The organism is Bacillota bacterium, assembly GCA_024655925.1.
Classification (GTDB): Bacteria; Bacillota; DTU025; order DTU025; family JANLFS01; genus JANLFS01.
In genome coordinates this window covers 1-12,566 of sequence record JANLFS010000086.1, presented here as the reverse complement: position 1 = coordinate 12,566, position 12,566 = coordinate 1, and the positions used below count along the sequence as shown (strand labels likewise).

Annotated in this window: 11 protein-coding genes and 1 tRNA gene; all 12 read right to left on the bottom strand. The window is 60.7% G+C overall.

What is annotated here, in order from left to right; translation table 11 throughout:
* Positions 1-96: 96 nt before the first annotated feature.
* Positions 97-1,386 carry a TRAP transporter large permease gene (locus tag NUW23_12220; GenBank protein ID MCR4426930.1) on the bottom strand — a complete coding sequence of 430 codons (1,290 nt, stop codon included), beginning with the start codon at positions 1,384-1,386 and terminating at the stop codon, positions 97-99.
* Positions 1,387-1,875 (bottom strand): TRAP transporter small permease, encoded by a 489-nt coding sequence (locus tag NUW23_12215; protein MCR4426929.1) that lies wholly within the window; start codon positions 1,873-1,875, stop codon positions 1,387-1,389.
* A gap of 90 nt (positions 1,876-1,965) precedes the next feature.
* Complete coding sequence (locus NUW23_12210; protein MCR4426928.1) at positions 1,966-2,976, bottom strand: DctP family TRAP transporter solute-binding subunit; 1,011 nt, start codon at positions 2,974-2,976, stop codon at positions 1,966-1,968.
* 108 nt (positions 2,977-3,084) lie between these two features.
* On the bottom strand, positions 3,085-4,056 hold the full coding sequence (locus NUW23_12205) for an alpha-ketoacid dehydrogenase subunit beta (protein ID MCR4426927.1): 972 nt from the start codon (positions 4,054-4,056) through the stop codon (positions 3,085-3,087).
* Entirely contained in the window at positions 4,053-4,991 is a 939-nt protein-coding gene (locus NUW23_12200; protein MCR4426926.1) for a thiamine pyrophosphate-dependent dehydrogenase E1 component subunit alpha, read from the bottom strand. Before NUW23_12200 ends, NUW23_12205 begins: the two co-directional genes overlap by 4 nt.
* A gap of 256 nt (positions 4,992-5,247) precedes the next feature.
* Positions 5,248-7,209: a sigma 54-interacting transcriptional regulator gene (locus NUW23_12195; protein ID MCR4426925.1), complete on the bottom strand. Its 1,962-nt coding sequence runs from the start codon at positions 7,207-7,209 to the stop codon at positions 5,248-5,250.
* 173 nt (positions 7,210-7,382) lie between these two features.
* Positions 7,383-7,458: transfer RNA gene (locus NUW23_12190), tRNA-Ala, on the bottom strand.
* A 65-nt stretch (positions 7,459-7,523) separates the two neighbouring features.
* Positions 7,524-8,465, bottom strand: a complete 942-nt coding sequence (locus tag NUW23_12185) for a DNA-3-methyladenine glycosylase 2 (protein ID MCR4426924.1) — start codon at positions 8,463-8,465, stop codon at positions 7,524-7,526.
* On the bottom strand, positions 8,458-11,268 hold the full coding sequence (locus tag NUW23_12180) for a UPF0182 family protein (GenBank protein ID MCR4426923.1): 2,811 nt from the start codon (positions 11,266-11,268) through the stop codon (positions 8,458-8,460). Before NUW23_12180 ends, NUW23_12185 begins: the two co-directional genes overlap by 8 nt.
* Positions 11,269-11,377: 109 nt before the next feature.
* Positions 11,378-11,680 carry a 50S ribosomal protein L27 gene (gene rpmA, locus NUW23_12175; protein ID MCR4426922.1) on the bottom strand — a complete coding sequence of 101 codons (303 nt, stop codon included), beginning with the start codon at positions 11,678-11,680 and terminating at the stop codon, positions 11,378-11,380.
* Positions 11,681-11,714: 34 nt separating this feature from the next.
* A complete protein-coding gene (locus NUW23_12170) occupies positions 11,715-12,035 on the bottom strand; it encodes a ribosomal-processing cysteine protease Prp (GenBank protein MCR4426921.1) in 321 nt (106 codons plus the stop codon).
* 3 nt (positions 12,036-12,038) lie between these two features.
* On the bottom strand, positions 12,039-12,350 hold the full coding sequence (rplU, locus tag NUW23_12165) for a 50S ribosomal protein L21 (GenBank protein ID MCR4426920.1): 312 nt from the start codon (positions 12,348-12,350) through the stop codon (positions 12,039-12,041).
* Positions 12,351-12,566 lie beyond the last annotated feature (216 nt).

Sequence of the window (12,566 nt, the reverse complement as noted above, 5' to 3'; positions counted from 1 at the left end):
AGCCCGATGGCCTTGCAGCCGATGAGCTGAGGCTGGTCAGCTCCAGGCTTGCTTACCGCGAGCCCCCGGCTTTAGCCGTGGGGTAGCTCACCTTCCTCACATGAGCAACCTCGGGAGCCAAAGCGTGATGCCGGGCATCAGTGCGATGACGACGAGCGCCACCACGGACGCCACTACAAAAGGGATCACGGCCCGGGATATTTGGTCCATATTGATCCCGGCTATGTTGCATCCCACGTACAGATTGACGGCCACAGGGGGTGTCACCTGTCCAATTGCCAAGTTGATCGTCATCATGACACCGAACCAGATCGGGTCCCAGCCGAAGTGGTACACGATTGGCATGAGGATCGGAAGCAGGATGTAGTAGATTGAGATGGCATCCAGCAGCATGCCTGCCACAAGCAGGATCCCGTTTATTATGAGGAGTACGACGAGGGGGTTTGTGGACAGCCCGATCATGACGGATGAGACTTTTTCGACTGTCCCAAGGACCGTCATGCACCATCCGAATATCCCAGCGAGAGCCACCACCGCCATGACCACTGCGGACGCCACCGCAGAATCGACCAAGAGGTCGTAGAGGTCCCGGAGCTTGAGGGTCCGGTAGACCACGAATCCAACGAACAGCCCGTAGAAGACCGCGACCGCGGCGGCCTCGGTGGGCGTGAAGACTCCCCCGTAAATCCCGCCCAGGATGATGATGGGGGCAATCAGGCCCCAGAAGGCATCCTTGAACGCAGCCCATACTTCTCTGAGCGTGCCCCATGCCTTGCCCCTGTACCCGTGGACAAGTGATACAAGGAAGGCAGCGATGATCAGGGCGAGGCCCATCAGGACCCCGGGCACGATGCCGGCGAGAAAGAGCCTGCTTATGGACACATTGGTGATGACTCCGTACACGATAAACGCAATACTGGGGGGGATGATTATCGCAAGCCCGGAGGACGCAGAGACGAGTGCCGCCGCGAATGGTCTGCTGTAACCATTCTCGACCATGCCCGGTATGAGTATGGTCCCGAGCGCGGCAACAGTGGCCGGACCGGATCCTGAGACAGCCCCCCAGAAGAGGGCAACGAGGACCGTAACGATGGCGAGACCGCCACGAATAGGCCCTATGATCAGGGTCACCAGGCGGATGATCTTGTCAGATATGCCCGTCCTGCCCATGATCACTCCTGCGAGGATGAAGAAAGGAATGGCGAGCAACGTGAACTTGGATATGTTCGCGAAGAAAACAGGGGCGAAGATCTGAACGCCCAGGCCCTGAGTCATGATGACCAGCATACCCGAAACGCCGAGGGCGACCGCGATGGGCGTTTCGAGCAGGACGAGGATGAGGAAACTCCCGATCAAGGCGATGCCGGGATCGATGGCCAAGGACATCTATGACCCTCCCTCCGTTGCCTTCTTCGAACGCGGTCGAAGTTCAATCAGGGCGGCCTGCACCACCCGCCCTACCACAATCAGTGAGCCCACGGGGACCGCAAGGCCGAACAGCCACATTGGCAGACCCATGGAGTAAGTCACCATCCCGGACTCGTACTCCTCCAGCACCATGAAGTAACCTCTCCACGCAAGCAAGGCGAACAGGCCGGCGCTCACCGCGGCCGTCAACGCCACCACCGGTCGTTTCCACGTCTTGGGGAGCCTGTTGGTGAGCAGTGTCATCCCAAGGTGCGCCTTGCGCTTGAAACCCACTGCAGTCCCGAGGAGAGTAAGCCAGACGAAGAGGTTCACAAGGAGTTCCTCGGAGAACGCCAGCGAGAAATTCGTGAGGTACCTCACGATCACATTGGCGAAGCAAAGAACCGCCATGAACATGAGGATCACTGCGCAGATGATCTCCTCGAAGTTGTGAAGCACTTTTCGCACTCTCTCACGCCCTTCCATTCCCGAAATACCTGCGTGGGGAGCGGGCGAGCCCGCTCCCCGCCGCATGGTCTTGCGAGGATAGGCCCGTGTCTACTTGGTGGACGCAACTGCCTTCTCGAACTCACGGACGATGTCAAGCCCAACTTTCTCAGCCCACTTGTTGTAGACATCCGCAGTCTTGTCGCGGAACACCTTCTGTTGGGCCGGGGTGAGATGGGTTATGTGCATGCCTTTCTCGGCAAGGAACTTGAGGCCCTTGTCCAGTTCCGACCTGCTGAGAGCGACCTCGAACTCCATGGCCTCTTTGGCGCACTGCCGCACGATCTCCTGGTTGGCCGGGTCGATGGTGGCCCAGGAATCCTTGTTTACCGCCAGCACCAGGGCGTCGTAGGAGTAATGCCAGTCAGTAAGGTACTTCTGGACTTCGTAGACTTTGGTGGGGATGATGATCCCGGCAATGGGGTTCTCCTGTCCGTCAATGGTACGGGTCTGGAGCGCAGTGAAGACCTCGCCCCACTGCATTGCGATAGGGTTGGCGCCGAGGGCGCGGAAGATGTCTACGTAGATCGGGACGGTGACCCGGATCTTGAGGCCCTTGAGGTCGTCAGGGGTGACTATTGGTCTCACGTTGTTGGTCAGCTCGCGGAACCCGTTCTCGCCCCACCCAAGCCCGATCATGTTGTACTTCTCGAGGATCTGGAAGAGCCTCTCGCCAGCAGGTGATGCCACCGCGGCGTCCACAGCCTCGTAGCTCGGGAAGAGGAAAGGAAGGGCGAACACGTTGAACTCGCCGATAGTAGGGGCAATGTTGATGGTCGAGTTGAGCATCATGTCGATCGCGCCGTTCTTGACCATCTCGGCCTGGCGCATCTGGTCGCCACCGGTCAGCACCGCATTATGGTAAACTTTGATGTTGACGGCGCCCTTCGTACGCTCGCGGACGAGTTCCGCGAACTTGTCGGCCCCCTGGCCCCAAATCGTTGCGGCCTGCACATTAGTGGTCAGCTTATACTCGGCTTTGAGTTTCGCGGAGACCATTCCACCGAATGCAAGTGTCCCCATGATCGCAACGAGAACTAGAATAGCGAGTCTCTTCATCATAGTCGCTTCCGCCCGGCCCGGACTGATCCTCCCCGGCCGGACCGCACCTCCTTTAGGAATTGGGTTTTGTGATCCGCTGACAACTGTGCGCCATACCGTTCCCGTGGGTCATGCGATCTTCTTCACTGCGGCCACGAGTGTCTCCACATTCGGCACAACGTGCCGCTCGAGCACCGGCGCGAACGGTATCGGGACGTCCATCGTCCCCACCCTCACCACCGGAGCATCGAGGTGGTAGATCATCTCCTCGGCGAGAATCGCCGCTATCTCGGCGCCCACCCCCCCTCGCTTGCACGCTTCGTGCGCTATCACCACTTTCTTCGTCTTCCTGACCGATTCGAAGATGGTCTCGCGGTCTATGGGGTATATGGTTCGAAGGTCCAGCACTTCGAGGTCGATCCCCTCTTTCGCCAGGGCCTCCGCGGCCTCGAGCGCCCGGCCGACCATGATCGAGTAGGTAATGAGGGTTACATCCTGACCTTTCCGCTTGATGTCTGCCTTACCGATGGGCACGATATGATTCCCGTCTGGAACTGGGCCCTTTACCTTGAACAAGGCCTTGTGCTCGAAGTACAGGACGGGGTCATCGTCGCGGATAGCCGCCTTGAGCAGCCCCTTAGCGTCGGCCGGACACGAAGGAATGACGATCTTGAGCCCGGGGACATGCAGGAACCACGACTCCAGACTCTGAGAATGCTGCGCCGCCGCGGACCTGATGACTCCGTCTGGGGCCCGGACCACGAGGGGCACCTTTGTCTGCCCGCCGAACATGTACCGGATCTTGGCCGCCTGGTTTACCAGTTCATCCATGGCCACTGTGACGAAGTCCGCAAAATGCATGTCAGCAACTGGCCTCATGCCTGTGAGCGCAGCGCCAAGAGCGGCCCCGACGATCGCAGTCTCGGAAATCGGGGTATCCAGGACGCGTTCGTACCCAAACTCCTGGGGCAGCCCCTTGAACTGCCCGAAGATACCGCCCTGGCGAGCGATATCCTCTCCCATGACGAACACCCTCGGGTCCCGCTCCATCTCCTCGCGCATCGCTTCGAGCGTGGCCTCGGAAAAAGTGATCTCTCTCATGCTATCACCCCCGGCAGGGAGACAAAGAGGTCCTCGAACGCCTCATCGGGCTTGGGATCCGGGCTCGCCTCCGCGAACTTGACGGCCGCTTCGATTTCGTCATCCGCCGCCTTCTTCGCGGCATCTACGTCTGCCGGAGTCAACACGCCCCGTTCGAGCAGTATGCCCTCGAGCCGTTCGATGGGGCAGTCTCGTTTGCGCTCTAGCACCTCATCGCGGCTTCTGTACTGCTCTGGGTCTCCGACGAAATGCCCTTTGATTCTGTAGGTTTTCGCCTCGAGGAGTGTGGGCCCGCCCCCCGCGCGCGCCCTCGCCACCGCGTCGCGCGCAGCAACGTACACTTGCTCCGCGTCATTGCCGTCCACCGTGACTCCTGGGATACTGTAGCCAACAGCTCTCGCGGAGACGTTCGTTGCCGAGCAAGCATAGCTCGTGGGGGTGGTTGACGCATAGCAGTTGTTCTCGCATACGAAGATGACCGGGAGTTTGAAGACGGAAGCGAAGTTCATGGCCTCGTGAAAGGTGCCTCTGTTGCTCGCGCCATCGCCAAAGAAGCAGACGGCCACTTGATCGGTCCTGCGCATCCTGGCGGACAAACCCGCCCCGGTGGCCAGGTTGAAACCTCCACCCACGACTCCGTTCGCCCCGAGCATTCCGATGGAGAAGTCCGCGATGTGCATGGATCCGCCCTTGCCGCGGCAGTATCCGGTGGATTTGCCGAACAACTCGGCCATCATCCGGTCGGTCTTCGCACCTTTGGCTATGCAGTGACCGTGCCCTCGGTGGGTGGATGTGATGAAATCGGAAGCTGTGAGGTTGGCGCAGACCCCGGCGGCCACCGCCTCCTCCCCGATGTACAGGTGGACGAACCCCGGGATCCTGCCCGCCAGGAACAGCTCTTCCACCCGGGTCTCGAAGGCTCTGATCCGCACCATAGTGTCGTAGATCTGCCGTAGAATCTCACCCGAGACCTCCACGCTCTCCCCTCCGTTCTCAAGGAATGCGCTAGCGAAAATGGCTCTGCCATGAGGGATTTGCACATTCCATGCCATTGGCCGTGGGGAGACCCCGCGCCGCCTGACGCAGGGGAAACGGACCGGGCCCCGTCTGAGGTCGGACACGGGCCCGGCTAATACTGTCCACATACTGAACAGGTCATGTCCAACTGTGTCAAGAGCCGTCTAATACTGTTCATAATCTGGACACTAACAGGTTGAATTTCCTCATCTTTGCGTAGAGTGTGGTGCGGGAGACTGCAAGCATCCTGGCGGCACGGGAGACATTTCCACGCGTCGCGGCAAGTGCCCTCGCTACCGCCTCCCGTTCGATCTCATCCATAGACTCCCCTCCAGAAGGCTGCACCGCTACAGCACCCACGCTCGCAGCACGTGCTTCGTCAGCCGCCCGCACATCCTCCGCCGCACCCGCCGCAGCAAGTATGTGCCTGGGCAGGTGCGAAGGATCGATGACATCCCCTTCGAGAAGGGCGGTCACCCGCTCGATTATGTTCTCTAGCTCACGCACATTGCCTGGCCACGAGTACCGCTCCAGGACTTCCATGGCCCTGGGTGACACCCGGATCCTGCCCCTCCCGAGCTTGGTGGCGACTTTCGTGAGCAGGTGGTTTACGAGGAGCGGGATGTCGTCGCGCCTTTCGCGCAGAGGAGGGATGTTCACCGTGAAGACGTTGAGCCTGTAGTAGAGGTCACGCCGGAAGTTGCCTTCTTCAACCTCCTGCTCCAGGTACTTATTGGTCGCCGCGATTATCTGCACATCCACAGGGATGACCATGTCCCCTCCCACCCGGGTGACCTTTCGTTCCTGCAGGACCCTGAGGAGTTTAGTCTGCATGTCCAGGGGCATCTCCCCTATCTCGTCCAGCAAGAGAGTCCCGCCGCTGGCCAGTTCGAACTTGCCGGGGCGGCCCTCGGGCCTCGCCCCAGTGAAGGTGCCTTTTTCGTACCCGAATAGCTCACTCTCGATGAGCTCGCGCGGGATCGCGGCGCAGTTGATGGCGACGAACGGCCCGTCCCGCCTGGGGCTTGCGTTGTGCACAGCCTGAGCGAAGAGTTCCTTGCCGGTGCCGCTCTCGCCGGTTATGAGAACGGTGGAGGAGGTCTTCGCTGCCACCGAGGCAATCCGGATCGCCTCGAGCATGCCCGCGCTCTGTCCCACGATGTCGTCGAAAGTGAAAGAGGCATAGGCGCCGACCATGAAATGGACGAGACGTTTGACCCGCCGGATCTCGCGGAAGACGTCCACGACCCCAATGAGCTTGCCCGTCTGATCGCGAATGGGGATGGCCGACTTGATGAAGTGGAGCGAGCCTGCCCGGTTCGAGCTGACCAAGAATTCCTTGTCAATGTACCCTTCCCCAGTCTCCAGCACAGACAAGATGATGGGCTTGAAGTCCACAAGCTCGCTCACGTGCTTGCCGACGGCCTCCCTGTGGTCAACTCCAAGGATCTTGCCGCCCATGGGGTTTATGTAGGTCACAGTGCCGTCCGCGTCCACCGTAAGCACACCGTCGGACATGTTCTCCACCATAGCGGTGTGGTACTTGGTGGCGAGAGTGAGTTCCCTGTAGGTACGTTCCACGCGGAGTTGGTTTTCGATGGCGGCGGCCGTGGCGACGACCATGGCCAGAGTGTGAGGGTGCGGGGCGGTTACCAGGCCGGGACTGGACATGTCGAGTATGCCGGCAATCTGACCGTGAGGGTCACGGATGGGTGCGGCGGAACAGGTCCAGTTCTTGTGCATCACTGAGAAGTGCTGCTCCCCAGCCACCTGCACCGGCATTCCTTCGCGGAGGGCGAGCCCGATGGCATTGGTCCCGATATCCCGCTCATCCCACCGGACACCCGGCGCGAGGTGGGCACGTTCCCCACGGACGAGCATGTCCTGGGAACCTGTTACGTCGAGGATCCGAGCTTCGGAGTCGGCAACGACTATGAAGTGGCCGGTGTCCCGCACGAGATCGTATAGGCGATCTGTGAGAGGCCGGGCCACCGTGAGCAACTGGGAGTTGGCCTCTCGCCTGCGTTCGACCTCTTCCGGGCCTAACGTGTCAGGGCGCAGGTTCTCCCGGTCCAGTCCCAAAGACCGGCATCTGCTCCACGACCGTTCAATGACCTCCTTGAATTCCTCCTGCATCTGGTCGGGGATCACCTCCAGGGCGGGTGGTAGAATCCTAATTCGCCCCCCGCCAGAAAAACCCTGCCTCGGGCCGGCATGTGTCGGGTCCCAAGCCTGGCACAGCAGTACATAGCATGACCGGCGGTGGGATGATCGCCCCACCGCCGGCCCAAATACAATCATTCGCTCTTTGGTGGACCCGACGCGGATCGAACGCGCGACCTCTAGAGTGCGATTCTAGCGCTCTCCCAGCTGAGCTACGGGCCCATTTGCGGCGACCGCCGCATCTACGATGTTACCACATGCTTCACGCTGCGTCAAGGCACCCGCAGTCACCCGCGGAGTGCATTGGGGATTACCTCCCGCGCGTACGCGAACAGGTACTCTTGGGCGTACCCAGCCAGGGGACCGAATTTCTCGGCGGCCCAGACCCGTATCTCTGCCGGGCTGATATCGCGGCCGTCAAAATACAGGTACCTGACGGCCCTCTGTATCCACACATCGACTGGGAAAGCCTCGTGTTTTCCCATGGAGAACAGGAGCACACAATCGGCCACCTTTTCCCCCACCCCGCGCAGGCGCATGAGTGCCTCTTTCGCCCGATGGTAATCCAATCGGGCGATAGCATCCAGATCTGTCTCACCTGAACTGACCCTGGCCGTTGCCTCACACACGGACCTCGACCGGAATCCCGCCCGGCAGGCGACGATATCTTCCTCGCCGGCACACGAGAGGTCTGCGGGATCCGGAAACGCGTGGAAGACCTGGCCCTCGAACTCGACGGGTGTCCCCCACTCGCAGCAGATGTTCTCGATGACCCTGGAGATGAGAGGTATGCTGTTCCTCGCAGAGAGGATGTACGAGATCAGGCATTCCCATGGCTCCTGGTTCAAGAGTCTGAGTCCGCGCGAGTGCTCAACCGCAGCTTCCATCACAGGGTCAATTCTGGCGAGCGCCTCCTCTCGCGGCTTGTGAGCTTCATCAAGTCCCAGGTACCTGATTGCCAGGCTCACGGTCTGTTCGTCCGAGGGAGGCCCTACGATGAGAGCCTCCCCGTACTGCCTAAACCTCAGAAGTCTGCCTCTTACGACCGCTTCTTCGACATCCCCAACGCGCCGCCAGCGGAAAGCCTGTCCGCAGTGGAGTGTCGCCGGAACGTTCAAGCTGTCGTGGCCGGTTATGATGTACCGGCCACGATCCCGCCTGATCTCGAGTTCGACCCGGTCCGGCGTCCGGGCGGTCCCACACGACGCTTCCCGCTCTGTGTCACTCACGCCCGGCAAGCCTCCTGAGCACCATCTCGAGCTCCTCGTGCGCCTGGCCGAATCCGGCCCAATCGGCCTCGCGGAGCCTCTCGCGCGCTCGTTCGTACAGGGACAGAGCTCTGCGCGCGAGTTCCTCCGGGCTTTCGCCCGCGGGTATCCCGGGTGCCGGGGGAGTCCCAGGCGCAGCCCCGGCCGGTGCCGGTGTGGCAGCGAGGCCCGCTCGTTGTCCACCTGCCATCGCAGCGAGGGCGGAGGACAGATCATCCCCCATGTACATCCGGGTTCCGTCGGACACTATGACCCGCTTTAGCTGTGGCAGCTGGCTTCGCTCCGCCGCGAGGAAGATGGACTCCACGTAGAGCAGGCTCTGGCCAATCGGATAGACGAGGAGGTTACCACGGATCACTCTCGAGCCTTGCTGGTTCCACAGGGACAGGAGCTTGGAGATCTCGGAATCCTGGTCTATTTGCGCCTCCAGCTGCATGGGACCGTATACGATCCGCTGCTTGCTGAATTTGTAGACCACCATTTTGCCGTAATCGGCCTCGTCGCACTTTGCCGCCATCCACGCCACCATGTTGTCCTTACGCGCGGGGGTGAACGGCATGAACAGGACGAAGCTCAGGTCCTCCTCTCCCGGGAGCACCATGTTCACGTAGTATGGGCTGACTGGTTGCTGGGCGCCTTTGTAGACCTCGCGCGGGAAGTTCCAGTGGTCCTCCTTGTTGTAGAAGACCGACGGGTTCTTCATGTGGTAGAGAGAGAACATCCGCGCCTGCACCACGAAGAGGTCCTCAGGGTACCGAAGGTGCGCCCGGACCGCGTCGGGCATCTCCGTTCCTGGAGTAAACAGACCGGGGAAGATCGCCGAATACGTGGCTGCGAGCGGGTCCTCGGGGTCGATCACGTAGAACGTGACCTCGCCCGTGTACGCATCGATGACCACTTTGACCGAGTTCCGGATGTAGTTCACGCCGCTAGAGTCCCTCTCCGAAAACGGGTAAGCAGAGGAGACAGTGTAGGCGTCCTGCACCCACATCAGCCGCCCGTCAGCGATGATAATGTAGGGATCCCGGTCGTAGCGAAGGAAGGGTGCCAGCCTCCGGACTCTCTCGCCGATCTGCCTTGCGAAGAGAACTTTGCTCTCTCGAGTTATGTCCGCGGAGAGGAGTACCTTCACAGTTCCGAACCGGACAGCGAACGCAGCTTTGCGCAGGAAACTGGAGAGTTCGATCCCTGTACGTCCCTGGTAGCGCGTGTATGCGTTCTCGTCGCCCAACGGATAATCGAACTCCTCGGTCCGGGTGTTGACGATGACGTAGTCTCGAGTCCTCTCCCCAAAGTATATCTCGGGCCGATCGATCCCCAACTCCGCAGGGCCTTTCGGGGGGATGTCTCTTACCATAAGAACTGGGAACCCATCAGACCCGACTTCGTTGACTGGGCTCGCAACGACGCCGTAGCCGTGGGTGTACTTAAGATGTCTGTTGATCCAGGTCTGTGCCTGGGTGGGCAGACGATCCACATCCATCTCTCGGGCGGCGATCATGACCTGCCTGTACCGGCCGCCCACGAGGTAGCGATCTATATCTACGTCCGAGAACTTGTAGTAAAGCCTCATCTCTTGAAGCTGCCCGTACGTATCGAGGAGCGGCTCCCAGTCCCACAGCCTGACGTTCTGAACCGTGGTCTGGTTGGCCGCGAGGTCCTCCGGGCGCAGCACGTTGGCGAGCGGAAACTCGCGTTCTTCTATGCGATCCAGTGCATAGGCCCGTCTCGTCGAATCCAGGTTGTATTGGATGAATCGGCTCTCCGCGGCCAGTTCGTTGGGCTCCACATAGAGTTTCTGGACCAGCCCAGGGTAGACTTCACCAGCTATCAGCGAGCCCACTGCCATGACCGCCAGGACTGCCACGAGCGGCCGGTAGCTGAATCGTCTTCGCGCCGCGGTGACGACCACCAGCGCGGCGGCGATGACAGCAAGTGCCGCCATCACGCGCAAACCAGGCAAGGTGCCGTGCACATCTGCATAGCTCGCTCCGAACACAACACCCCTCGGGGAATAGACCAAGCCGTACATGGAGAGCACGTAGCCGAAAGCCCTCCAGAGGAAGCCCAAGGCCACCAGGATGGAGATGTGCAGCTTGGCACCGGGGTCTGCCGGCTCGAGACTGAAGCCCAGTCTGTGCCTTGGACGCTCAAACCCTGAACCGAAGACAACCTGAGCTTGGGGCCTGGCCCGGACCAGGGCCCCCGACGCGAGGTAGATGAACCCAACCCCGAGAGCCACCAGGACGATCATGGCCATGCCTGCGGAGTAGACCACCCTGATGAGGGGCAGCTGGAACACGTAGAAACCTACATCTCGCCCGAAGATGGGATCAGACACCCCGAAGGGCGTGGCGTGAATGAACTGCTGGACCTCCATCCAGGCAGCGGAAGCCGCGAAGCCGGTCAGAACGGCAGTGATGGCGCCGACAGCCAAGGCAAACCGGCTCAGACTGTGCCGCCCCGGTCGCTTGTGGAGGTCGATGATGTCGTCAGAGTGCTCTTGTCTCCTGACGGGACCACGTGTGGCAAGCAAGTTGGCCAGGACAAATACGAAAACCGGAATGGCGGCGGCGACCGCGGCGATGAGCCGGGCTTCGATCCGTTTCCAGAATACGCCCAGGTAGCCCAGGTCAATGTACCAGAGTCGCTCCGTGGCAAAAGTGGCAACCGTTGGGATCAGGGCAAGGAGGAGAACCGCAACGGCGGCAACGACGGGGAACCATGTGCTGGGAGAAGGAGCCCTTCTGAACCTCCCCGACACTCGACACCACTCCTTTCATCAGCTCGGCATGGGCCCTGAGAAGCAACAGGGGCCCCGGCATCAAGTACGCCTGATGCAGGGACCCCGGGTGGAACCATTCCGTGGCTGTTCAGACCGAGGCCAGCTTGAGCTCGGGCTCGGCGACGACGGAAACGCGCTTGCCGGTCTTCCCGGCGCGCTCGAACTTCACGCGCCCCTCCACCAGGGCGTAGAGGGTGTCATCTTTTCCAATGCCAACGTTCGCGCCCGGGCGGACCGCGGTTCCCCGCTGCCGGACGATGATAGAACCGGCGGTGACGTGTTCGCCGCCGAACTTCTTCACTCCGAGCCTCTGGGCCGCGGAGTCACGTCCGTTCCTGGAGCTACCAACACCCTTCTTATGTGCAAACAGCTGAAGATCCATGGCGACCATGTATCGCACCTCCCGCCCGGCCAAGACGGCCGGGTCAATCTATCAAAACAACATTCTCAGGATGACGGGCCGCTATAGCCGCAACCCCCGAGACCATTGTGCCGAGGACCGCATCTGCCATGTCACGGGCCCTCTCGGACGGAATGTCTCGGACCAGGCAGGTGAACCTCCCGTTCCCTTGCCGCACTATTCGCGAGACGCCAGCGTGTGTAATCAGCCCATTCGCAGCTGCTATGACAAGGGCCGAGACTCCGGCACAGACGATGTCCTGGCCTGCCTCGGCATATCCCGCATGGCCCCAGAGCTCAAAACGGATTATGTGCCCGTTCTTGCGTCTTACCTTCAGGGTAATCACAGCTTAGCCCTCTATTGCCTCGATCCTCACATGAGTGAAAGGTTGCCTGTGCCCGGTCCGCCTCCGCTCGTTCTTCTTAGGCTTGTACTTGAAGACGATGATCTTCCGTTCCTTCCCATGGTCAACGACCACACCGGTGACCCGGGCACCCTCGACAGTGGGCTTCCCGACCTTGACCCCTGAGTCGCCGGAAACCAGGAGAACCCGGTCGAACTCCACGTTCCCACCGGACACTGCGTCGAGCTTCTCGACGCGGACGACCTGGCCGGGGGATACCTTGTACTGCTTTCCGCCAGTCTCTATGACTGCGTACATGAGGCCCATCCTCCTCGCGCTCTGGACTCGCCGGAATCTGGCAGGCCAGTACGCCGTTTAGGGGGCCAGTTCCGAGCGGTTTGAGGCGACTCACCCGGTCGCCCACAGCGTTTCAACTATATCATACGCCCATATGGGTGTCAAACAGGACAGCAGCCGCGGACCGCGTCAATCCACAGTAGGGAAGAAGAGCTGAAGAGCCTTTCCGTAGCGCTG